This window comes from Paenibacillus sp. Negev47, assembly GCF_058313655.1.
Window position 1 is genome coordinate 2,831,502 of sequence record NZ_CM177754.1, and the last position, 24,729, is coordinate 2,856,230.

Consider the following 24,729-nt stretch of genomic DNA (forward strand, 5'->3'; position numbering starts at 1 on the left):
CGGACATGTCTTACGCACAACTTCCCTTGCATTATCACCAGATTCCGGCAAGTCGAATTGTTCTTGGCTGTATGCGGTTTGGGGGTGAATGGGACGGCCTGCCCATAACTTCAGATCTTGTGACGGAGGGTCACCGGGCGGTAGAAGCAGCGATCGAAATAGGCATTAATCACTTTGACCTGGCGGATATTTACACACGTGGTAAGGCGGAGCATGTATTGGGTCGAGTTTTATCCGAAACTCCAGGTTTGCGGGAACAGATCATTATACAGTCGAAGTGTGGTATACGTCTTGTGGGTGATGATGAAGGACCGCAGCGTTATGACACCTCAGGTGCACATATCCTGGCGAGTGTGGACGGTATCCTGGAACGGCTCGGCATCGATTATCTGGATATTTTGCTGCTACACCGTCCTGACCCGCTCGCGCACCCGCAAGAGATTGGGGAAGCACTGGCTGAGCTTCATCAATCCGGTAAAGTGCGTCATTTTGGTGTGTCCAACATGGGTTCTGAACAGATTCGCCTTCTTCAGCTCCATAATAGAGTACCTCTGATTGTGAATCAGTTGGAGATGAGTCTGGACAAAATCGGATTCGTAGAAGCTGGAGTGACGGTGAATCGACCTCAAGCCAGAGACAACGTATTCCCTTATGGCACGATGGAATATTGTCAGGCAGAGCATATTCAACTGCAAGCTTGGGGTCCACTTGCTCAAGGGAGATTTACTGGCAGGGTCGTCGAGGGTCAACGGCCGGAGATTGAGCATACAGCTCAATTGGTTGATCGAATGGCCAAGGAACGTGGTGTTACATCTGAATCCATTGTATTGGCTTGGTTAATGAAGCATCCGGCAGGCATTCAACCCGTGATTGGTTCGATTCGGCCAGAACGTATTCTGGCCTGTCGTGATGCGACGAAGGTTGAGCTAACCCGATATGAGTGGTACGAGCTGTATTCGGCTTCATGTGGGCGCAGAATGTAATCAGGGACATCTGAGAGATTGGTTATTTCCGATCACAATTCTTAGAAAGTTGGCAGTAAGTTAAGCATATCAGAAGACACAGGCTGCTGGCCTGTGTCTTCTTTTGTGATATACGGCTTCATTTGGTTGAAACACAATACAGGAAGTGTAATGAATCATAAGGTCATATGGCCTACAATACGAATACATTTACAATAAGCATACTGATTCGGGGCCGAAACCAGAGTGTTACACGACTCTATGGATATTTCACATTCATATTTGTGCTAGAGGCTATGTCCATGGACTTAGGAAAAGTGCTGATAAGAAGGACGTTTCAACCATTTTTATCGTTTTACTGGGTAGTTGTTGGAGTGCTGTGATAAAATGATGGGAATAAGAACATACGATCTGTTTATGTGAGAGGAGACACCTTGACGATGGAGATGCTTAAACCACCCGCCGAGATATTATACGAGGCAGAATTACGTGCATTGCGAGAGGAGGATCAGGGGAAACGTCCCCCCAACTGGCTGTTATCTCCCGCCTATGTCCGCGATTTTATTATTGGCAGGGATAAGCCTTCGATATGGAATGGAGAAGAAATCCCAATTACCCGCAAATTTTATGGCAACGATGTGCTGATTGAACGTGCAGTGGTCACTCTGGCAGGCAATCGGGGGTTAATGCTCGTGGGGGAACCCGGGACAGCCAAAACCATGCTTAGCGAATTGCTGACCGCAGCGATCTCCGGAACCAGTCTGAATACGATTCAAGGTACGGCAGGCACAACAGAAGATATGATCAAGTACTCATGGAATTATGCCATGCTGCTCGATAAAGGTCCTTCGGAAGCCGCGCTTGTACCATCTCCGTTATATAACGGAATGAAGAAAGGCATTCTTACCCGATTTGAAGAGATTACACGTTGTTCCGCTGAGGCGCAGGATAGTCTGATCAGTATTCTCAGTGACAAGGTCATGAGCATTCCTGAATTGGACGGCGGTGTACTGTTTGCCCAACCGGGATTTAACGTGATTGCTACAGCCAATATTCGGGATAAAGGTGTAAATGAAATGAGTGGTGCGTTGAAACGTCGGTTCAATTTCGAAACGATCAAGCCCATTCATAACGTGAAGATGGAAGCCAAAATTATTGAATCCCAGGCACGAAGCCTGTTATTACATAGTGGAATTGAGATTGACATTAACTCGGATGTGGTTGAATTGTTGGCTACGACATTCATGGAGTTGCGTACCGGCATGACACGGGAAGGTTACAAGCTGGATACCCCTCAAGCATCGATGAGCACGGCGGAGGCGGTGTCTGTCTATGTCCAGAGTGCGATGACCTCCTATTATTACGAAGATAAGGCTATTGCGCTGGATCGGTTGGTGCAGAACATGCTGGGGACTATCGCAAAGGAAAACGACAAGGATCTGTCCATTCTCAAAACCTACTTCTCCAAGGTCGTAAAAGAGCGTTCCAGGGAAGAAGGAATGTGGAAGGACTATTATGAGGAGAGAAAATGGATCGGTTAACAGCAGTAATGGACCCTGATGTTGATCAGCTACAATCCTTGTTCGAATCTCAGGTATATAACCTGAGTAATCACACGGTCTATTATCCAATACGACATCACAGCCCTGCGTGTTCGTATCACTTGTTACGATTAATTGGAGAGTACAAGCCGGATATCATTTTGATTGAAGGACCGGAGAGTGGCAATCCGTTAATTTCGGTTCTGAGTGATGAGGCAACGATACCTCCTGTCAGTTTGTACTACACCTATGAGAATGAAATGGAGAGAGAAGCCTGCTATTACCCGATGCTTCGTTATTCTCCTGAATATGTCGCTTTGAAAGAAGCAGCGCGCCTGGACATTCCGGCAAAGTTTATCGACCTGGATTATCATCATTTCTCCAGTCGTGCTTCCAAGTCCGGGCAGACAGAACAAAAGGAGATCTCCATCCAGGATGAAACCTTGCTTGCAGGGTCTGAGTTCATTAGCCGGTTGTGCAAAAAAACAAACTGCCGCAGTTTTGATGAATTGTGGGAAAAAGTGTTTGAAATTGGCGGTCTGGAAAAATCCACTCGGGCATTCGTGCAGGATGTATTCACGTATTGTACGTTATCCCGAATGTGCTATTCCACGGAACGATTACAATCTACAGGTGATCTGGCAAGGGAAGCACATATGAGACAATGTATTAAACAAGCGGTAGAGGAGCATGACCGTGTGCTTGTCATTACCGGTGGATTTCATACGTATGGACTGTTGATGTCTGAAAAAAATGAATCGGACTTGGAACGGTCGAAGATGGATAAACAAGGAGCGGATCAACGTTGGGTTGGACAAGATACGTGTCCAAAAGAGGCGGTAGATCCAACTGCGGTTCATCAACAGATGTACCCGATGGTCTATACCTTTGCTGAAGCAGATCGGCTTAATGGTTATGCGAGCGGCATGCCTTATGTGAATTATTACGATCAGATCTGGAACCAGCTGCTTCGCAAAAAGAGTACACCGTATAATCTAACGGCTCTGGACTTGTTATCCCGGCTGATGCGCCAATTACGGGATGGTCACGAACATGTATCAACCAGTGATGCGATTGAGGCGTACAGCATGATGCAGGGCCTTGCGGGGATTCGGGGTAAAAGGGAAGGCGGCGTCTATGAGTTGATGGATGCAGCACTCTCTTCCTTCGTGAAGGGGGAGCTTACCTTGGCGACCGATAAACCGCTGCAAGAGCTGCAGCAGCTATTGACAGGAGACGTCATTGGAAGCGTGGCTCCCAATTCATTCAGTATTCCAATCGTGGAGGATTTCAAGGCGCGTTGTACAGGGTACAAACTGCAGATTCGCACAACAGGACAACACAAGAAAGTACTGGATCTGTATGCGAAACCGGAGCATCGCCAGATAAGCCAATTGTTTCAATGTATCACGTATCTGGTTCCAGAATTCGCCAAACGACAATCCGGGCCGGACTGGATTGCAGAGCGTGACATGAATCTCGTACGCGAAACCTGGGTTTATATGTACTCATCCCGCATTGAAGCCAGATTGATAGAGAACTCCCTCTATGGCGGAACGCTTGCAGGAGCGGCCACACGCAAAATGGAAGAGCAAATGCAGGAAGTACCGGACCATCACAGTGGTGAACTTGCGCGATTGATGCTTCAAGCACTATTAATGGGGCTTCAAGATACTGCGATGAAACTCTATAAACAGGTGCGATCGGCTCTGAGAACCGACGGAAATTTCCTGTCCTTATGTAACAGTCTGCATGTCTTGAACCGAATTCATCAACACCAGAGACTTTTGGGTTTGTCTGACGAGCAACATCTCCCTGATCTGGTATCCGAAGCTTACAGGAACGCTGTAGACAAACTGCTACAGCTCTCCAGAGCCAATCCGGATGAACATGAAGCCATTATTCAGGGACTGAAGCTGCTAGCCATGCTCGCGGAGTCATCAGAGGAGCATTTTCAGGATGAGACATTCCGAATTCACCTGAGCGAACTTCTGTCTGATCACCAGCTTCCGGCTCAACTGGAGGGTGTGTGTGTGGCTATCTCCTCAGGACTCGGTGACAGGCCCAAGGAAGAGATTGTTGATCGCGCACGCGGGTATATCCGTGGAACACCGGATCAGACCCGTCAAACGGCGCTTTTTTTACAGGGAGTGTTCTCTGTAGCACGCGACGCTTTTTTATATGAAGATCAGCTGTTGTCCGAGTTGAACTATCTGATTGAACAGCTTTCATACGACGACTTCATCAGCATGGTACCGGAATTGCGGCTGGCATTTACCTACTTTACACCAATGGAGACGGGTTTAATTGCTGAGCGTGTGGCAAGTCTGCATCAGGTTGAACCGGAGGAGATGTTAAGGCCTGCGGTAAATGAGCAGATGCTCATTCAATCCAAAGCATGGGATGAAGCGCTTCGAAAGGAGTTCGCCGCATGGAAGCTAATATGAATGAAGCGAAACGGATTACGGAAGAAACCGGAGAAACAAACGAAATCTCCAATTCGGATGGAAGCAACCGAGAGTCTCGACAGTCTGTTGAAACCTTGAATCGGTGGCGTCTGATTCTCGGTGAATCCGCCGAAGAAGGGTTGTGCAATACAGACCAATATACGTCGGCTGAATTTCAATATACGGAAATGGATGAGATTCTGGGTTATCTGTATAACCGTGAATACGGTGAGGAACAAGGTTACCGAAAAGAGGGCGGACGCGGTGCGTCTAACCTGACTGTACCGAAATGGTTGCACAAGGTCAGGGACCTATTCCCCAAGCCAACGGTAGAAATATTGGAGAAGCAGGCGCTTGACCGCTATGGGCTAACAGAATTGTTAACGGACAAAAAGCTGCTCGAATCCCTTGAACCCAACATGAATCTGCTCAAGAACATTATGCAGTTCAAAGGTCGGATGAAAGGCGAGGTGTTAAAGAGCGCCAAGGAGATCGTGCGAACTGTGGTTGAAGAGCTCCGCAGCAAGCTGGAGTCTCAGACCCGAGCCAGTATCATGGGCAAGCGCAGTCGCTATACCTCCAGTTCAGTACGATCATTTCGCAATCTGAATTTCAAACGAACCATCACCAGGAATCTGAAGAATTATGATAAAAACAAGCGCAGATTTGTGATTGATCGTCTGTATTTCGATGGGAATATACAGCCCCATAACAAATGGAACATCATCATTGGTGTGGACGAAAGTGGCAGTATGCTGGATTCAGTCATCTACAGTTCGGTGATGGCCAGTATCTTCTATCGCTTGAATGCGTTGCGCACCCAATTATTCATATTTGATACGCAGGTTGTTGATCTGAGCGACAGACTGGAAGACCCTGTCGATGTGCTCATGAATGTACAGCTGGGCGGGGGAACACATATTACCAAAGCGATGCGATATGGCGAGACGCTAATCGATAATCCGGGCAAAACCATCTTTATTCTGGTCAGTGATCTGGAGGAAGGGTACCCGATTGCGCAGATGTACAAAGCCTGTAAAGATATCATCGATGCAGGATGCAAGCTGCTGGTTCTCACTGCACTCGATTTTAACGGAGATTCCGTCTATAACAAACACGCAGCACAGACGTTAACGAATATGGGAGCGCATGTAGCAGCGATTACGCCTAACGAACTCGCGGATTGGATTGGCGAGATCATCACTTAAATTCAAGGAGGAATGTGTAATGCTTACTGCAGACCGTGGAATAGAGACTTTGGTGGAGAAGTTTGCTGAAATGTGTTCGAACGATTACTCGCTCAAAACGGACCGGAGTCAGGAAATCATTGATTATGTCCTCGGAACGACGGACAAGTTTCCTGAAATGATGGGTAATTCCACTCATTATGTCTACCATACGACTGAAGCACTTATGAAGCTTGCCAAGAAAGATGATGGAGATATATTTTTCCGGGCAGGGGCTATTGTCATTCATCTGGAATCTCAGTATTCCAGACGTAATTCGTGGAGAACAGATGGTTTCACGATCTGTATCGGACCTGAATCAGCAGTTTACGGATTAAGCGGAAAGAGCAAAAGCCAGGATCGAATGGGTGATTTACTGTTCCGCTTGGAGAAAATTCGTCAGTTTGCCGGCGAGAAAGAAATTCTGGAGGAATTAAAAAGCAGGCTAGGTCTCGTTAAGACCTTTGTTGAATCCAAAAAAGGAAATGGTTATGGAAACCACCAGGGGGAAATTATTGACGCTTTGTTACTTCTGAACCTGTATTCCAAATTGGAAGGCATGAACTCACAGGCTGAACAAGTACAATTACTCAGTCAAAACCTGCACGAGGTACTTCAACTTGTACTCATTGACGATGCAGAACAGCTTCGTCCAACGTTACATAAGCTTATAGAACCACTGATTGTATGCTCCGTCCAGAGCCGTTCTATGCAATCTGTTCGTGATCTGGATCCGGAATTCCTTCAACAAAAACGGAATCAACTGATTGCAGAACAATATCCGAATACATCATTAAATAAAAAGGATCAATTGTCCCAAAATGTGTTTCACCAAACGATGATATTGCTAAGTAGTTCGTTATTATATCTGGTTAATATCAGTGGCGGTAAGGAACGATTCCTTGAAAACAAAGGGGAAACGGGACAGGTTTTACTGGAAGTAATCAATCAATTGCATGAGATCTATCCTTTCGAAATGCGCATGTACCTACTGAGTTTGGATTCCAGAGCCAAGAATGTAGACAACCTGTTTACGGGTCTTCTTCCGATCGATGAACCATACCAGTTGATCGAGCTAATGAATTACGAACTTAACATGTACACTATTTCTTGGCCCAACCTGCAGTTAGCCATTGCAAGTGAGCCTGATCGATCAAGACGAGCATATGAGCTGCTCAAAACCCCGTATCTCAAGCTTATGATACACAAGGTCATGGGGGATCGTGGACTCGAGCTTCCTGAAGCTGAAGGAACGATTGAAGAAGCCGTCTATGCTGTACTAAGAGAGCCATTGGATGGTGGACGCAGTGGTCTGGCTATCGCACGGTATCTGGAAGGTAAAACTTCGTTGGAGGAATACTGGAACGATCCAAACAGCCGCGGTCTCTTTAATAACCTGAATCGTGACAAAAAACGTATTCAGAGTTTAATTGCCATCAGCTTCCTTCCTGAGGAATCAGAGGCAATGCGCCGGTTCGTTGTTATGGCTACTTATCCTGATTGGACCATGGATATCGTCTCAGACATGTATCGATCCTATGCATTTAGTGGTGAAAAGCTTCTTCAACGTTATGGTCAAGACCCTGAGGTACAGCTTGAGAAACTGTTGACCAGTCTCATCTCACTCAACGGCATGACGGATTATAGATACAATTCAATGCCCAAGGATGAGTATCGCCGTATCATTCAGCAGAATCTTGAATATGCGCTGAAACAGTATAAAAAACTTCCAACAGACACTCGTATTCTCGTATTGGAAATCACCTTTGAGCAGCGTCAGGAACTGCCCAAAAAACAGTTATCTGAAGCGATTCGTGCCGGATTGCAGGATTCGTCGAAGAAGGCCAACGGTGTGGCGCTTGCTGAATTTAACCGGATGCCTGATGAAGAGTTATACTCGCTTATCTACCGCTCGGAGAAAAAGGTGGGTATCAAAGAGATGGCTCTGACTGCTATTCGCAGTCTCGAGAACAGCAAGGAACTGTACCGTGATCTTTTGAAGGATGAGAAGTCCGACGAGTGGAAGAGTCTGATCCAAATTCTGCTGGATACCGCAGATCTAAGTCCGGAGTATGCCCACGCTGCACTCGCTGATCAGGCAGATGCCAAAAAGCTGTCGAGACTGAGCTGGTTGTCCTTGAAAGATCTCCCTTCCCTAAAACGTATTGAAGATAATCAGCCTTTGGATGATCGGATTAAGCAGTATGCTTTGGTCCAATCGTTGGATCATACCTCCGGGCCCAATGAACGATTGAATGAATTACGGGATTACGTAAGTGAGGCATCGCTCGCTCGTTTTGCAAGTGAACTGCTCCAGGTATGGATTCAAGAAGGTGCCCCCGCGAAAGAAAAGTGGGTGATGTATGTTTCAGCACTCTATGGCGATATTCAGATTGTTCATATACTGGCTCCGCAAATTAAGGAGTGGACGGAAAATAGTCGTGGGGCTATTGCAGCAGATGCTGTGAAAGTACTCGCTTATCTGAAAGATCCATCTGCTCTTATGGCGATTGACAAGATCAAACGTGGCGTGAAGAACCGCCAGGTGAAAGGTGCAGCAGAAGAAGCGTTGCAGCTTGCCGCGGATAATATGGGACTTACCGCGGAACAACTGGAAGATCGGTTGGTCACCACGCTTGGTTTTGATGAAAAAGGAACCATGCAGCTTAGCTATGGTGAGCGTTCCTTCCTGATTAAGGTGAATGGAGACTTGCAAGTCGTTGTCTTGAATGAAGAAACGGGCAAATCCGTGAAGAGTCTGCCTGCTCCTGCACAGAAAGATGATGCTGAATTGGCAGCCCAGTCCAAGGCGCGTTTCACGCAACTGAAAAAAGATCTCAAATCCATGGTTAGCATTCAGGCACAACGTCTGGAAGAGTCATTGTCCAAACAACGTCTATGGTCTGCCGATGAGTGGAAAGCCCTGTTTGTACAAAATGTAATTATGCAAAAATTCGCTGTCGGTCTGATCTGGGGAACGTATGAGAATGGCGTTCTGGTCAGCACGTTCCGTTATATGGAGGATGGTACATTCAATACCGTGGATGAAGATGAGGTTGATCTGCCTTCAGATAGGCTGGTTGGACTCGTACACCCGCTGGAACTGGATCAGTCCACACTCGAAGGCTGGGCAACGCAGTTGGAGGATTACGAGATCAAGCAGCCATTCGAACAACTGAATCGCGAGATTCATCAGCCTGAAGATGAAGATAAAACGAATAACGAATATGATCGTCTGCCCGAGTCTGATTTCTCGCCAACGGCATTCCCTAAAGCACTGGAGAAATACGGTTGGATCAAAGGACCGGCACAAGATGGCGGCTGGTATCATGAATTTTATAAAGAGTACGGAGATCTTGTTGCAGAATTGCAATTCAGCGGTACGAGCATCACGTATTACGAGGGATTGGATGACATTACACTGGACTCCCTGCATTTCTTCAAACCGAGTAACAGGCAATATTATTACTATGGTGACAACAAATCCATTGCTCTGGGCAACGTTCCAAGTCGGGTGTTCAGTGAAACGATCTACGACATTCTGAGAGCAACGGGGCGTTGATGAAGTGAGTGGATTTAAGGAGAAATTCCGAAGTTTTTCGAAGCTGTGTACAGAGGATTATCTGATTCGTTATGCCAACAAGGGGTTGTACAAAAGGTCTTTGAAAGAGTTGGACAACGGTGTGAGTGTAACGTACACATGGAACGAATCATCCGTGAGTTGCCAGCTCAGTGACGGGACACACTGTACGCTCGAAAATACGCTGGATCATTGGGATTGTTCCTGTCCGTCAGACCATATATGCAAGCATGTACTGATTGCCATACTATATGATCAACGGAAACATTCGTCAGAGGATTCGATGAGTGCGGACGAGAAGCATGCGCTGGATAAGGACTCAGGGATATCGGATAATGATCCGTTGGACGTACCAAAAGACGTATCCGTAACAGACTCAGTGTCAAACTTAGTATCAAACGCGGACGATCCAAGCGAAGATCCGTATTCGGTATCTCGTGAGGTCGAGTCTCGTTTTCGCTGGATGACGGAGTCTGACCTTACAGTGTTAATTAAATCGTTTAGTTCTTCCATGATTGAGGAAGTCGTGTTCCGATTAAGGTACCCAGAAGAAATTAAGATCATTGAAGATTCACTACTAACGGTGCATCTGACCAATCAGAATATCGAAGTGTCTTTTACGGAGGAACCGAACCTTGCAAAAGCACGATGTAAGGTGCAGCAGACAGCTGGGAAAATGGCCAAGCTTGAAGCTTTGCTACGGTACCGGAACCTAAAAGGCCTGGATGATTCGGATGCATTAAGTGGACGGGTGTACGAAGCCAAGTTCTCTCTTCAGACGGTGCAGGAATGTCGCGTTATGCTGGCAGCATTGTTGAAGACGGGACTGGCCCGTATTCCTCAGTCCTATATGGCCCAACTGGAGACTTTGGCAATCGCAGCCCATAGTGGTAATCTGCCTGATATAGAACGCAATTTACGAGGGATTCAAGGAGAACTACAGTTGTTTTTTAACAGGCATGTACGTTTCTCCATGCAATCCATGCTGGATCGGGTGAGCAAGCTGTATCTTGCGCTCCAGGTTCTTGAAGAGAAAAAGGTGTCTGCCTTTCAGCAGAGCCAGCTTATTGGCAGTTTTCGCAGTAAATATTTCGCTGTTCCTTCACTCCATCTATATGGACTGGGGGCTGATGCGTGGGAGACACGATCCGGGTTCCGTGGAATCACATACTACTTTTATTGTTTTGATGATGAGGAAATCTACACGTATAGCGATGTGCGTGCTGTGTATTATGACGATCAGCAGTTCTCGTATACAGAACATTATGGTGCATTCACACCGTGGTTGCCACATCTGACCTTTCGCCAGTTCGCAGGGGAAGAAGTTCAATTCCATTCGGTGAAAGTGAATGAAGAACGACGGATATCTTCCGGGGAAGGTGCAAAGCTTGAGATATTGCCACGAACGGGTGTAGAAACATTGAATATGGGCAAGTACATGCAAGATGTCTCTTCTATACTTCGAGAGGAATCACGATCGTTTGACTTGTTTGCTGCTCCTAAAGAACGACTGGCCATGATCAAAGTTGCTCGCATCGTGGATCATCGTTTTGTCAAACAAACGCAGGATCTTGTCCTGACGGTCGAGAGTTCCGAAGGAGAACGATTGGCACTCACTCTTCCGTATTCAACGGACTGGCAGACGATGATCCAAAGACTGGAGTCAGGATATGGTTCCCAATCGCTTGAACACTTTTATGCCTTTGTTCGTGTGGAACCCAAACGGGTCTGCCCGGTCAGTTTCCTGAAGGGTCAAACGATGCTCAGTCTGAAACTGGATACAGGCACTGGAGGAAGGATGGGTAGACTTGGAAGAATATGATCATTTCATGCAGAAGATCAACAGCTGGTCAGAAGAGTTGTTGCTGCGCGGGTTATCCCAGTTTACGGTCCGAGATATTGAGTTACTTGAGCAGCTCGCAGCGGAATCCTTACGTTTGCAGATGAGCTTCCTTCATGAATTGCTGAATCACGTCATCGAGGAAGGGCGTAGGGTGGCTCTTGGTCAAGGTGATGAAGAACTGTTGTTATTTCAGTATTGTCGTCTCACCCAATATGTACAGCTCAGTGTACAAGAAGAAGCATAGCATGGGTTAGTGGAAGAACCACTGTATATGAGGACAATAAGATTTATTTGATAAGATGTATTATAAAATATAAGAAGATTTGCGGAAGGCTAAGGCCACTGCAAATCTTTTTTTATCGTAGAAGTAAGTAAACGTCATCTTCTCAACGAATATAGGTAGGAAGCGCTGATCAACACGAGCATTTCGTGATCATATCTAGCATGGAAGGGAGGGCGCACGTAATCGTGGAAGAAGAACAAATAAGAAGGGCAGTAGCGAATCGTGATCCTGAGGCCATGGAATGGGTGATGAATCACTATGCAGGTTTGTTATGGAAGATTGCTCATTCCATCCTGTATCATGCATCGACAGAAGAGATTGAAGAATGCGTAGCAGATACATTTTTTGCTTTTTGGCAGAATCCGGATGGGTTTCAATCCGGGCGAAGTAGCCTGAAAAATTATCTCGCGACCATCACAAAACATAAAGCAATTGATCGCTACCGGAAACTTAATCGAAGATCTGAGCTTACATATGAAGAGGAGATTCATTCGGTGCAAACGGAAGATTTGTTGGTTTCGGTGATCAGTAAAGAGACGTATACGGAACTTAATCAAATGATTGAATCTTTTCCAGAACCGGAACGTGAGATTATGAAACGTCGTTTTTATGAAGGACAAAGACCCCATGAGATATCGGAAGCATTGTCCTTGCACGTCAGGCAAGTCCATAACAAGCTGTATCGTTCCAGGCAACGATTGAAGACATGGTGGATGAACAGGAAATAAAGGAGGTGATCACATGGGAGAATCCGAAAAACAATTCAAGGAGCAGAACCTCGAGAATATTAAAAAGTTGTTCTATGATAAGTTGGTTTTGCATGAAACCAGAGCTAAGGTGAGACCAGATTCATCTATAGATTCATCGGTACATACCAAGAAGTCCAGGAATAAGAGAAAAAGGTATCGCAAAGCCATCTATATTCCTATAACCGCTACGTTATCGTTATGTCTGGTTACAGGGGCAGCTGCTTCGGTGGGCATCATTGACCTGTCTTCTGTTCTTCATTTTCTGGGGGCAGATCGGATAGGCATTCTTCAGCCTGTTCATCAGGTGAGTGAAGATCAAGGTATTCGTATGGAGGTTATTGGTGCTGTAAGGGACGGAGATACAACGGAAATCTATGTTTCATTGTCGGATCTGACTGGTCATCGTATTGACGATACACTGGATGTATATGATTACAGGGTAACCGGAGGTAATACAAACAACGCTCAAATTATTCATTATGATGATGCGAATAAAACGGCTATTGTGCGCTTCCTGATCCAAGGAAAAGTCAGCAAAAATCGAATGACAGTTCAGATTAATACGCTGATGTCGGGTACATCTCTTCAAGAAGGTTACAACGTACCAGTGGACTGGGGACAGTTGTTACAAGAAAAGCAAAACAATAGCTATGATTTTCTGGATCGAGATCGCATAAGTGGAGTGGGAGGTAAAACCGATATTCAACTGGAAACTGATTCAATTCCGGTACTGCATCAGGATGTAACGAATATCCCTGTTGAGGGTATTGATTGGATGCATATTTCCAATATGGGTTTTGTAGATGGCAAGTTACACATTCAGATTAATCCGGATAATGAGATAGGCGGGTATAATCATGGATATTTCTACTTCACGGATGAGCAAGGCCAAAAGCTTGATATTCCCCACTACTCCATTAGCTATGGACACTATATGAAAGATGGGGTTACGTATGGAGGAGATTATGAGGAGTATGTGTATGATCTGTCCGCTGTTGAACAATTAGATAAGCTAAGACTCCAAGGCAGCTTCACGAGCATTAGTGAAGTTGTACAAGGGAATTGGAAAACCACTTTTAACTTGAGTCAACATGCTTTAAGTAAAGTGGGAAACACTCGCCTCAATTCAAATGGGGGCTTACAGGTAAATGTTACTGTGTCTGCGGTTGGCGTTACCCTTACAGGTGAAGTACTGAGCAAGATCCGGATGGAGGATCTGAGTATTGAAGTGCATATGAAGGATGGGACTACATTAAATGCTGCATCAGGTTTCCTACAACTGGAGCAGGATCTCATCAAGTGGATATCCCTTACAACCATTCCGGTGAACGATGTGAGCTACCTGCTACTGAATGGGCAGAAAGTAACTTTGCAAGATAAATAAAATAAAAAGTGAAACAGTTAACTGCTAACCTTCTATGCAAATGATGATGAAAGACCTAGAAATGAATTACATGTCATATCCCGATTTATGACGCATACCATTAGGCGAATGCGGTCATAAGGGAGGAAACTGAGATGTCCATGAGCGAACCGCTATTAACACAAATTGTGAATCAACATATTCCGGCTGGTGCAACGGTCGTCACTATTGATAAACCTGTCAAACATCCAGCGATCTACGCGGCAGACCTTACCGGTGATGGTATGCCGGAGATTGCTGCAGTCTACCAGTTGAATGGTGAGTTATACTTGCTTATTCTAAAATTTTACCAAGGACACTGGATCAAAATGTCTCTAATTAAGGGATTGGGGTACGGGGTGACTCTAATGACTGCAGCCCCAGTAACTTCAACGGCAAGGAATAATCTCATCATCGGGTGGCGGATTGGTGCGATCTGGTCTAAGCTTGCCGTATATGAGTGGACTGAATCTGGACTCAAAGATCTGGCACCTGACGATCTATACTATAGCTATGCAGAGATTATAGATATGCCTGGTCCGCATGGCCGAGATGGCAAGGTGGAAATTGCCCTGTGGATTCACGATACAGGGGAAGCCTATCGCGTGGAGATTATCCGATGGCAGAATGGGAAATGGGTTCCTGCACCGGACGTATATGCAGCCTATTATCCGAAAGTGGCACAATATTACGAGCAACTAACCCAGCATTATCCTGATTATATCTTTTACTGGTATTACCTTGCGGATGCTCAGTATCATGCGGGTCAGTACCCGGCAGCACTCGCTTCAGTACAAAAAGCACTCAGCTTCCCGGAAGCTTACCCTTCCAGAGAGGTGCTCCTTGAGCTGGAAAAGAAAATCAAGCAGGCGATGGTACCGATAAGCCATGCGCGGGTAGCAACATGGTTATATCCGATCTCCGTTCGAACAACAAGCGGAACCCGTTGGGGTTATATGGATGCACAGGGACATGTTCGGCTTGAACCGGTTCTGGATGATGCCCATGAGTTTCAGCCCAATGGATTGGCGGTTGTGGTCAAGGATGGTCGTGCCGGTGCTATTCATTTGAATGGTCAATATGTGGTTCAACCTGTATACGATTCCATCAACTCCTTTTCCGAAGAACGGGCGATGGTGATCGATGCTCAAGGATTTAAGATGATTAATGAACAAGGTACGGTCCTGACCAAACGGGCATACCCGTATATTTCGAATATGAACGACGGTCGAGCGTTATTTTACGATTCTAATCCTGGTCAGGCAGATGGTTCGGTGAGTCTGTATGGTTATCTGGATGCCTCAGGCAATGAGGTGATTCCGGCACAGTTTACGTCAGCGAACGATTTTCAAGATGGCAAGGCGGTTGTGCAGATCAAGGATAATGAATACGCGCTCATCAATCGGAACGGGCAGCGGATTGCGACATATCCATATGCTTATGTGGGGCCGCTTGGCGATGGACTGCTCGCATTTCAAAAAGAGGCCTCGGGCAAATATGGGTATATCGACGAGCGGGGGAATATTCGCATTCAGCCCAAGTTTTCATCGGCATTTCCTTTTAGCGACGGGCAAGCGATTGTCAATACAGCGGAGGATTACAAGTCCGTCTACGGCGTCATTAATACGCAGGGTTCATTCATCATTCAACCCGCCTACAATGACATTCGCGAACTAGGAGAGCAACGTTATGCGCTGGGGCAAGCAATTAATCCGGAGCAGCCTTATATTGGCTCTATGTACGCGATTGCTGACACTAGTGGTCGAAGACTTACTGAGTTCGTATATCGTGATGTGGGCAATTACAAGAATGGTCTCGCGTCCGCATCAGATGGAAGACAGACTTATCTGCTGGATCTGAGCGGAAGGCCTGCTTCCGGGTACCCCCATGTAGAAGGTTCGGGTACGCTGGAGGTTGTGGCACCAGATCTGATTAAGGCATATGTAGATCAGCGTTTATCGTATGTGAATGGGGCTGGACAGATCATCTGGCGGCAAAATACGATCGTTCCGCTTCATCCGCCGTACCGCGTACGCGAAGAGAAGTACAAACCGAACAGGGATTACCTCGTATATTATCCGCAGGTGGAGGGATTGACGAACCAAGCGGAGCAGCTTGCGCTAAACGCCAAATTGAAGCAACTCTCGCAGGTGAAGCCGATTCCTGCCGATCAGCAGCTGGATTACACCTATACAGGGGATTTTGATATTACGTTTTATCACCAGCAACTGCTGCAACTGCAACTTACAGGTTATAACTATCCGGCGGGTGCAGCGCATGGTATGCCTACGATGATCTATGCGGTCATTAATCTGACGAATGGCCAGTTGTATGAGTTGAAGGATCTATTTAAGCCGAATAGTGACTATGTAAAGGTTCTGAGCCAGATTGTGGGGGATCAGATCAAGAATGATCCTCAATACTCGTATGTGTTTCCGGACACTTATAAGGGGATCAGTCCGGATCAGCCGTTCTTTGTTACAGCGGATGCTCTACATCTCTACTTCAATCCATATGATATCGCTCCCTATGCGGCAGGATTTCCAACGTTTACGATTCCTTTTGTGCAGATCAAGGACATTATTAATACAGAAGGTTCATTCTGGAAAGCTTTCCATAGTTGAGTGCCCATTCACAGGTTAAGCGAGGAAGCCATATATCCAATATGGCTTCCTTTTGGATTCAATAGGCGACAGTTTTATGATGTAAGTAACCCTCGTAATATTTATCCATACTAAATGGGGAATATTACGAGGGTTACAGATCAAATAAGTCACATTTATCTATACAAGTAAAAAACAAAAACATTCTCCAACAACACTTCTTTGCTTGGCGAGAATGTAAATACTTGACCAGTCATTCTCAAGTTAAGCGACGAGGTCATATGTCCAATATGGTTTATAAGAAGCTGTGAGACAACAATAATCCGTGAAGAGGTATTATTGCTCCGCGAAGAGGTAGTGTTCATTCAGGGCTCTATGAGATATTAATGTGCGTATATAGCACTTTGCTATATTGATAATGATTATTAATATCAGGAGGGATGAGATGAACAACACATCTGAAGTGTCCGGACTAATGCAAGTAACGAAGGAGCGCAAAGGTCTGCTGATTATAGCAAGTATCTTCTCGACCCTGTCGAGTCTGTTGCAGATTGTTCCTTTTATCGGGGTGTACAAGATCGTCGAGGAACTGCTAACTCATGCGGGGCAACCCTCTGCCATGGACAGAGATCTGTTGATCTATTGGGGGATCGTCGCGTTCGTAGCCCTGATCGCAGGGTTAATTGCGCTCTATATCGGGGGGATGTGCTCACACATCGCTGCGTTCAACATTTTGTACGAGCTCAGAGTGAGACTTGCTGAACATGTTGCCAAAGTACCCATGGGCTATCACACCCGGACGGCAACCGGTGAATTGAAGAAGATCATCGAAGTCAGTGTGGAGAAAATTGAGAAGTTCATCGCCCATCAGTTGCCGGATCTGGTGAGTGCAATCGTCATTCCGTTGATGCTGCTGGGATATCTGTTCTGGCTCGATTATCGCATGGCGCTGACGTTGCTCGTTCCGATTGGAATCGGGTTCTGGCTGCAAAGCCGTCTCTTCCGCAGCGAACGAGGCCGTCAGGCTTATCGTGATTTTCAGCTAGCCATTGAAGAGATGAATGCAACGGGTGTTGAATACGTGAGAGGTATGCCGGCGGTGAAAGTATTTGGGATTACAGCGGATTCGTTTCTGACGTTCAAACAGGCGGTGACGCGTTATCGGGATATTTCATTGAAAATAACAGATTTGTGTAAAACATCTTACGGGCTGTTTTTTGTGATTATGATCTCGTTATTTACTTTCATTGTTCCGGTGGGTATTCTGCTGTCGAGTGGAAATGCGGGCAATCAGTCGTTTGCGATCACGTTTATTCTGTTTCTGATCATTACCCCGAGTCTATCTGCTCCGTTATTGAAGTTAATGTATCTGGGTAGTGGGATGCGAGAGATTGTGGAAGGACAGAAACGGATTGAATCGGTGTTTGCCGAGCCAGTTGTACATGAACCTGAGTTGCCCAAAGTTCCCGATACATATGAGGTTGCTTTTCGTCAGGTATCTTTTGCTTATGAACACAAGGAGAGCGAAGCGTATAAACCCGTACTTGAACAGGTTGATTTTGTAGCCAACGCAGGAGAGATGACCGCACTTGTCGGACCTTCGGGTGGGGGGAAGTCAACCATTGCGAATCTATTGCTTCGTTTCTGGGATGTACAGGAAGGTGAGATTACGATTGGCGGGATTTCGATTCAGGAGATGGGGACGGAGAAGCTGATGGATACGGTGTCCTTTGTATTCCAGGATGTACATCTGTTCTACGATACGATTGAAGAAAATATTCGGATGGGCAACACATCGGCCTCACGACAGGACGTTATAGCTGCGGCTCGAACTGCCTGTTGTCATGAGTTTATAGAGAAAATGGATGCCGGTTATGACACCAAAATTGGAGAAGGCGGCACATACCTGTCCGGCGGTGAAGCACAGCGAATCGCAATTGCACGGGCGCTGCTCAAAAATGCTCCCATTCTGGTCATGGATGAGGCGACAGCATACGCGGATGCAGAGAATGAGCACAAGATCCAGCAAGGATTGGCCCAATTGGTTCAAGGCAAAACGGTACTGATTATTGCTCATCGTCTAACAACGATTCGTGTAGCAGAGCAAATTCTCGTCATCCGGCAAGGGACGATTGCCGAGCGTGGCACACATGATCAATTGCGTGCATTGGGCGGAGTATATGAGCACATGTGGCAAGCTCATATCAGTGCAGCTTCCTGGAAGCTTGGAGGTGCAGTGCGATGAGGAATTATTTATACAATATATCTGGCGGTAATCCTCGTAGTCTGCTTCCTTCAGTGATGGCAGCGATTCTGGATGGAATTGCGAAGATTGTTCCTGCGGCGCTGCTTGTAGACATATTCAATACGATCTATACGTCTTTTGCTGAACCGGGCAAAGGACTGGATATTAATCGTATGTGGATTGTCTGCTGCATCCTGTTTGCCTGGCTTCTGGTGGAATATGCGGCTTACGCTTCACTCTATGACAAGACCTATCGGGCAGCATACAGCCTTGCGGCTTCAGGAAGGTTGAAACTGGCCGAACATATTCGCCATCTGTCGCTAGGATTTTTCGGAAAACGTGATCCTGGAGATCTGACGAATCTGATTCTAAGTGATTATGGCCAGGTTGAGCACACGATCTCTCACAATCTGTCGCAGCTGATCAGCGCGATTGTGCTTCCGGTGCTTGCTTTTGTCGGACTTCTGTTGGTGGATTGGAGAATGGCCGTAGCCATGTTTATTGCCGTTCCCTTAGGTGTGGCTCTGTTATGGCTTATGGATTCCATTCAGGCACGACTGAGTGAGAACCATGTTCGAGCCAAAAACGAAGCCGCCAGTCGGCTGCAGGAATATCTGAGCGGTATTCGCGAGATTAAGGCCCACAATATAGGGGGCAAACGTTTTGAAAGGCTGCGTCGTTCTTTTGACGAATTGAAATCAGCTTCCATTCGGTTGGAAGGCATCATGGGACCGATGATCATGGGGGCGATGTTGCTCGCAAGATCAGGGATGACGTGGATGATTCTGGTAGGCAGTTATTTGCTTGCAGGCGGTGAGTTGTCGTTACCGGTATTTCTGTTGTTTTTGCTGGTGGGCACGAAGGTATTCGAACCGTTAACGGTTGTACTGATGAGTTATGGGGAGATGCGGTACTCCGCATATAGTGCAAGGCGCATTATGGATGTGCAGCAGGAAGCACCGATGGCAGGAAAGGGAGATATACAGCCTAATCAGGCCATTTCGTTCGACCAGGTGACCTTTGGATATGATGGCCAGCAGCCGGTGTTGAAAGACTTGTCGTTTACAATTGAACCGCATACCATTACTGCTCTGGTTGGCCCATCCGGTAGTGGTAAGAGTACAGTCACACGTCTCATTGCCCGCTTCTGGGATGTACAGCAAGGAACCATTCGCATTGGCGGCAGACCCGTTGATCAGATGGACCCCGAGAAGCTGTTGCAGGATATCTCTGTGGTCTTCCAGGACGTGTATCTGTTCCAGGATACGATCGGTAACAACATTCGTGTAGGAAAGAAAGACGCTACGCAATTCGAGATTGAGGAGGCAGCACGGAGAGCTTGTTGTCATGCGTTTATCTCCAGTCTGCTGCAGGGATACGATACACTTGTTGGCGAGGGTGGATCGACGTTATCTGGTGGGGAGAAACAGCGTATTTCCATTGCACGTGCCTTGTTGAAAAATGCATCGATCGTATTGCTTGACGAAGCCACCGCTTCACTTGATCCGGAGAACGAAGCCGCGGTGCAGCAAGCGATTAATGAGCTCGTGGCGGACAAGACGGTCATTTTGATTGCACACCGATTAAAAACCATTCAAAATGCCGATCAGATCCTTGTATTGGACCAAGGTCAGCTTGTAGAACATGGAACGCATGCGCAATTGCTAGATTACTCGGGCATCTACGCTCGTCTGTGGCAATTACAACAGGATGCGGAAGGCTGGCAGGTAAAAGTAAACGAATAATGAGATGAGATAGAGAGAACTGAAGTAAATAATCTAATATGGCTAAATGAACTGATATAAAAGGAGACTGACAACGATGTTTAAACGAATTCCTGTATGGATTGCACTATGCTGTATGCTCACCTTGGCGGCCTGTGGAACAACCCAGACGACCAGCGAAGTGAACAGCCCCTCCGAGGGAACGGTAAAAGCAACGACCAAAGTGATTACCAATCCAAATGGAGAAGAGATTACAATTCCCCTGAGCCCGGAGCGCATTGTCGATCTATCCGGCTCGACAGAAGAGCTATTGATCCTTGGCAAAACGCCTGTAGCGACGATGAGCGCTGACTATGGCAACCCGGAGGAGATCACGCCAACCATTAAGGATCAGTTGAGTGCAGATACCGTTAGTTTGGGCTGGTATGGTTTCCCGTTCAGCATTGAAGCTATAGCGGGTGCTAATCCGGACCTGATTATTCTGGGTAAGGATTTTAACACGGATCAGTATGAAACCTTATCCAAAATTGCGCCTACGATTGCATTGCCGTACTCATACTATGATTGGAGAGAGAGACTGACATTCCTGGCAAATACGTTTGAAGAAGAAAGCAAGAAAGATGAGTACTTGTCCCAATATGATAAGAAATCTGCAGAGTGGAAACAAAAACTGGAGGCAGCTGTAAACGGTGAATCATTTGCCGTGATCGAAACATATCCAAATAATCTGGTGATCTATTCGAATAAAGGTGCAGCCGAGATGTTATACGGTGAATGGGGTCTGAAGCGCACAGAAGGTATCCCTGATCCAGAGGGCTGGGGAGGCAAAGAGATCGCCCTTGAGGCTTTAGTTACCGTTAATCCGGATCGTCTGCTGTTGATGGAGAGTAGTGAGAACAAAATGGTAGACAGTAAGGTGTGGAATAACATGAACGCCGTGAAGAACGGCAATATTTACAAAATTTCCAATGTCGATAACTACAACTATTCCTACACAGCCATGGGAAGAATGGAGCTTATGGACCGCCTGGGTACGATGATTTTGGAAGGACAAAAGTAGTTGGATTAGAGCGTTCACTATGGATTACAGCATTCCTCGTTCTTGAAAGGATTGAAGGATACCATATTACAACAACAGAGTATTATGGTTTACGTAATGCGGGGGGCCTGATATATATATTGTCGCTCATCCTGGGATTCGGTCACTATTTAATCGCTTTTTATGTTGTTTTTCTTAGCCCGGTCTCATGGCTGTTGCGGAAATATGTATGCTTTCCTATGGTGAGAATTTTGATCTATGCAGGTGGTTTTGGATGGGGAGGGCTGTGGGTTTTTGATCTCATGTACAGTCCATATTTCGTGAATGGATACCATCTTAACCGAATGACTTACGTCTGGATCTTTGCAGTCGCCGGTTTAGTCTATGCCATCGTGGAGTATAAGGTTACTTAACAAAAGTTGAGTAGCCTTTTTGTTTACATAATTATTATTGTGTTGATTAACGAGGCGAAATCCACATTTATCAAAAGGATAATTAGAAAGGATTATGTAAGAGTATGTATGTGAACATGATCAACGGTTAAGATTATTCGATAGTTTGTTATAAAATTCACAAAGGGTGCAATTGAAAAGAAATAGGAGTTGTATCGTCAATAGGTAAAATTTTCTGTTATACTACCTGAGTTGTGTACATAAAGTTAAATATTTTATGAAGGGAGTTCGTGAAGTAATTTAGCTGTTTAGTTTAAAATTGTAGTTTGGAGGAAAGCATTTTGTATAAAGCAGGTTTTTGGATTAGATTAGGAGCAAGTGTGTTGGATAGTCTTATTATTTCAATTCCGTTAGTAATTATTGCAGGTGTGCTTACGGGCAACTTTGATGCGGATGAGCCGATTGCCAAAATATTTAGTGCGTTATACTCAATTTTATTACCAGTTTACTGGTATGGTCGGACCATCGGAAAACGTATATGTGGAATTCGAATCCGTAAATACGATACACATGAATCGCCAAAAATTGGTACGATGCTGATGCGAGTTGTTGTGGCTGGACTTGTGTATGCGGTAACGTTGGGTATCGGAATTATTGTGAGTGCTTTTATGGTCGGTATGCGTGAGGATCGACGTGCAATACACGACTTTATTGCAGGAACAGAAGTAGTCTGGGATTAGTGGAATAAAGTCAGGTAGAAGTAAAAAAAAAGGCTGCACAGAGTTAAAAATTCATGTGCAGCCTTTTAAAACATTAGTACTGTTTCACAAAACTCGTATTTTGTACATATGTATACTCAATAGAGACCAACATTTCCACTTAGATATTTTCTAAAAAACATTTGAGAAAAAGCGAACCCTTTATACGTTTTCGATAGACATGAAGGAATTGTCATATCAAGGTCCATGTAGATGGTTAGTATCCGCTGTGTGAATTCTTTTTGATTCGTTAAGGAATATTCCTGCAATTGTTTTGCAAACTCATTGCTTACGTTTTCTCTCCCGCCAAGCGCTTCTTGTAATTGGTACCCTGCCATATATAGCTCAGCTGCTATTTCTTCATCAACTCGCTGATGTTCAGATATATACGTTGAAATCCAGTCACGCACTAGTGACGAGGTATCTTTATTATTATCCTTAGCAACCTGTTGAAAACTTTCTTTCATGTCTTTTGATATTCGTATTTGTAAATTCGTATCCATTTAATTGATTCCCCCTTAGCCTGAATATGCTAATTGTAACCCAACTGTAATTACGATGTCAATACATTGTAATTACATATCAATACACCATTACCCTGCTTCATATGGTTCGTTATTCCGCTATACTGCCCGTTAGCTTAACGAAAACGGAGCAGTTGCCAATCGGCGAACTGCTCCATGCTAATCTGAATTAACGTCTCCCGTTAGCTTAAAAAACGTGTGGTGTATTCAACTGTAATCTTCAATCAAAGAAATTTTTCCTTCCTTAATCTCAAATGTTGTCTTTCCTTTTAATTGCAGCTTATCCCCACTCTTTAATCCATTAGGAAAATCCACGGCAAGAATACCTTCATAATCGATTCCTACCTCTACTTTGTCATTTATAACACAGTAATTGGTAATAGTCTGGCGACGGCTGGAGAACATCGTTGACGACTGTTCTGCCAACTCCCTAAATGCTGTTATTCCTCTGGTCTCCGTTGTAGTTTCTCCATTGGAAATATTCCTGAATATTATGTCATTATGTAAAAGTCCGACCATTCTTTCAATTTCAAATGAATTGTATGCTTCAAGATAATTTTCAATTATGTCCCTTATTTCTTTACTAACCATAACCATACTCCTCTCCTTTACAAAAAAAGATGGTACCCTTGTTTACCTAGGCAACTTATTCTCAATGTAATGTTACCATATATTGCAACTAACCTGCCCGTTAGTTGAACAAAAGCAGCCGATCACTTTGATCAGCGTCGAGTTCGCGGGAACAGAAAAGGAATCCACCCGGACCTTTCTTCTATCTCTCCTATTAATAGGTAGAAGCACTATCGTTGCGATTAGTAGAATCATATATTAATACATACAACATGAATAACTTTAAAGGAAGTGATGAGATGTTGGATTGTGCAATCCCCCCTTCAATGGATGAATATAATATAACAAGGTTATCTACCTTTCATAATGTTCTGTTCCTGTCGCACATATTTGAAGAGAGATACCAGAGAAAAATACAAATAATCATCCTCTCTTACTCATGCCCGCACATCGCTGGGTGAGCGTCTAATCCGATATCCTTGAGCACGGCCGTAGAGTACAACAATACCCAAGAAGCAGACAAAGACGGACAAGTCTATATTGACACGAGTATGTAGGTATAAGATGGACTTCAACTTGCCGGACGTAAGGGATTTTTTCTCCCCGAACTTCAACTTATCGTGCCCAGTTAATTAAACAAAAGCAGCCGATCACGTTGGTCGGCTGCCCTTAATAAATTCGACAACCGGTTCATCGTTTAGATCTCCCTTTACCAGCTTGTCATTTAGTGCGCTTGGAATTTGCGGATTGGTTTGGTGAAAATTCCGATGAATTAAACGTCGTGAGTACATACAATTTAGCTTATAATGCTGGGCAGGAACGCTTTATAGCAGTACAAAAA

Annotated in this window: 16 protein-coding genes; 14 read left to right on the plus strand and 2 right to left on the minus strand. The window is 45.3% G+C overall.

The genetic code is table 11. The features are described 5' to 3' along the window. Window positions 1-5: 5 nt before the first annotated feature. From AC4G47_RS13045 to AC4G47_RS13110, 14 genes are all read left to right on the plus strand, one after another. Entirely contained in the window at window positions 6-983 is a 978-nt protein-coding gene (locus AC4G47_RS13045) for an aldo/keto reductase (protein ID WP_491106271.1), read from the plus strand. 419 nt (window positions 984-1,402) lie between these two features. After that, window positions 1,403-2,503: an ATP-binding protein gene (locus AC4G47_RS13050; protein ID WP_491106272.1), complete on the plus strand. Its 1,101-nt coding sequence runs from the start codon at window positions 1,403-1,405 to the stop codon at window positions 2,501-2,503. After that, window positions 2,491-4,950, plus strand: coding sequence for a DUF5682 family protein (locus AC4G47_RS13055; protein WP_491106273.1), 2,460 nt, complete (start codon window positions 2,491-2,493; stop codon window positions 4,948-4,950). Before AC4G47_RS13050 ends, AC4G47_RS13055 begins: the two co-directional genes overlap by 13 nt. After that, a complete protein-coding gene (locus AC4G47_RS13060) occupies window positions 4,935-6,158 on the plus strand; it encodes a VWA domain-containing protein (RefSeq protein ID WP_491106274.1) in 1,224 nt (407 codons plus the stop codon). Before AC4G47_RS13055 ends, AC4G47_RS13060 begins: the two co-directional genes overlap by 16 nt. Before the next feature lie 19 nt (window positions 6,159-6,177). Beyond that, entirely contained in the window at window positions 6,178-9,738 is a 3,561-nt protein-coding gene (locus AC4G47_RS13065) for a DUF4132 domain-containing protein (RefSeq protein ID WP_491106275.1), read from the plus strand. Between the two features lie 4 nt (window positions 9,739-9,742). Continuing rightward, window positions 9,743-11,578, plus strand: coding sequence for a hypothetical protein (locus AC4G47_RS13070; protein WP_491106276.1), 1,836 nt, complete (start codon window positions 9,743-9,745; stop codon window positions 11,576-11,578). Further along, on the plus strand, window positions 11,565-11,843 hold the full coding sequence (locus AC4G47_RS13075; RefSeq protein WP_458122736.1) for a hypothetical protein: 279 nt from the start codon (window positions 11,565-11,567) through the stop codon (window positions 11,841-11,843). Before AC4G47_RS13070 ends, AC4G47_RS13075 begins: the two co-directional genes overlap by 14 nt. 224 nt (window positions 11,844-12,067) lie before the next feature. Next, window positions 12,068-12,610: a sigma-70 family RNA polymerase sigma factor gene (locus AC4G47_RS13080; RefSeq protein ID WP_491106277.1), complete on the plus strand. Its 543-nt coding sequence runs from the start codon at window positions 12,068-12,070 to the stop codon at window positions 12,608-12,610. A gap of 13 nt (window positions 12,611-12,623) precedes the next feature. Next, on the plus strand, window positions 12,624-14,015 hold the full coding sequence (locus AC4G47_RS13085) for a hypothetical protein (protein WP_491106278.1): 1,392 nt from the start codon (window positions 12,624-12,626) through the stop codon (window positions 14,013-14,015). Between the two features lie 134 nt (window positions 14,016-14,149). Further along, window positions 14,150-16,657, plus strand: coding sequence for a WG repeat-containing protein (locus tag AC4G47_RS13090; protein ID WP_491106279.1), 2,508 nt, complete (start codon window positions 14,150-14,152; stop codon window positions 16,655-16,657). Between the two features lie 424 nt (window positions 16,658-17,081). Beyond that, a complete protein-coding gene (locus AC4G47_RS13095; protein ID WP_491106280.1) occupies window positions 17,082-18,881 on the plus strand; it encodes an ABC transporter ATP-binding protein in 1,800 nt (599 codons plus the stop codon). Further along, the gene (locus AC4G47_RS13100) at window positions 18,878-20,626 is read left to right on the plus strand and encodes an ABC transporter ATP-binding protein (RefSeq protein WP_491106281.1); all 1,749 of its coding nucleotides are present in this window, start codon (window positions 18,878-18,880) and stop codon (window positions 20,624-20,626) included. Before AC4G47_RS13095 ends, AC4G47_RS13100 begins: the two co-directional genes overlap by 4 nt. 76 nt (window positions 20,627-20,702) lie before the next feature. Further along, a complete protein-coding gene (locus AC4G47_RS13105; protein WP_491106282.1) occupies window positions 20,703-21,665 on the plus strand; it encodes an ABC transporter substrate-binding protein in 963 nt (320 codons plus the stop codon). A gap of 712 nt (window positions 21,666-22,377) precedes the next feature. Continuing rightward, the gene (locus tag AC4G47_RS13110; protein ID WP_458122730.1) at window positions 22,378-22,776 is read left to right on the plus strand and encodes an RDD family protein; all 399 of its coding nucleotides are present in this window, start codon (window positions 22,378-22,380) and stop codon (window positions 22,774-22,776) included. 116 nt (window positions 22,777-22,892) lie between these two features. On the opposite strand, the gene AC4G47_RS13115 is transcribed toward AC4G47_RS13110, so the two are convergent. Both AC4G47_RS13115 and AC4G47_RS13120 read right to left on the minus strand, forming a co-directional pair. Next, entirely contained in the window at window positions 22,893-23,297 is a 405-nt protein-coding gene (locus AC4G47_RS13115; RefSeq protein WP_491106283.1) for a hypothetical protein, read from the minus strand. Between the two features lie 228 nt (window positions 23,298-23,525). Beyond that, the gene (locus AC4G47_RS13120; protein WP_491106284.1) at window positions 23,526-23,909 is read right to left on the minus strand and encodes a nuclear transport factor 2 family protein; all 384 of its coding nucleotides are present in this window, start codon (window positions 23,907-23,909) and stop codon (window positions 23,526-23,528) included. Window positions 23,910-24,729 lie beyond the last annotated feature (820 nt).

What these genes read in the sequence shown, in the direction of transcription:
- AC4G47_RS13045 (WP_491106271.1), top strand. Translation starts at nt 6, where the DNA reads ATGTCTTACGCACAACTTCCCTTGCATTATCACCAGATTCCGGCAAGT.
- AC4G47_RS13050 (WP_491106272.1), top strand. Translation starts at nt 1,403, where the DNA reads ATGGAGATGCTTAAACCACCCGCCGAGATATTATACGAGGCAGAATTA.
- AC4G47_RS13055 (WP_491106273.1), top strand. Translation starts at nt 2,491, where the DNA reads ATGGATCGGTTAACAGCAGTAATGGACCCTGATGTTGATCAGCTACAA.
- AC4G47_RS13060 (WP_491106274.1), top strand. Translation starts at nt 4,935, where the DNA reads ATGGAAGCTAATATGAATGAAGCGAAACGGATTACGGAAGAAACCGGA.
- AC4G47_RS13065 (WP_491106275.1), top strand. Translation starts at nt 6,178, where the DNA reads ATGCTTACTGCAGACCGTGGAATAGAGACTTTGGTGGAGAAGTTTGCT.
- AC4G47_RS13085 (WP_491106278.1), top strand. Translation starts at nt 12,624, where the DNA reads ATGGGAGAATCCGAAAAACAATTCAAGGAGCAGAACCTCGAGAATATT.
- AC4G47_RS13090 (WP_491106279.1), top strand. Translation starts at nt 14,150, where the DNA reads ATGTCCATGAGCGAACCGCTATTAACACAAATTGTGAATCAACATATT.
- AC4G47_RS13095 (WP_491106280.1), top strand. Translation starts at nt 17,082, where the DNA reads ATGAACAACACATCTGAAGTGTCCGGACTAATGCAAGTAACGAAGGAG.
- AC4G47_RS13100 (WP_491106281.1), top strand. Translation starts at nt 18,878, where the DNA reads ATGAGGAATTATTTATACAATATATCTGGCGGTAATCCTCGTAGTCTG.
- AC4G47_RS13105 (WP_491106282.1), top strand. Translation starts at nt 20,703, where the DNA reads ATGTTTAAACGAATTCCTGTATGGATTGCACTATGCTGTATGCTCACC.
- AC4G47_RS13115 (WP_491106283.1), bottom strand. Translation starts at nt 23,297, where the DNA reads ATGGATACGAATTTACAAATACGAATATCAAAAGACATGAAAGAAAGT.
- AC4G47_RS13120 (WP_491106284.1), bottom strand. Translation starts at nt 23,909, where the DNA reads ATGGTTAGTAAAGAAATAAGGGACATAATTGAAAATTATCTTGAAGCA.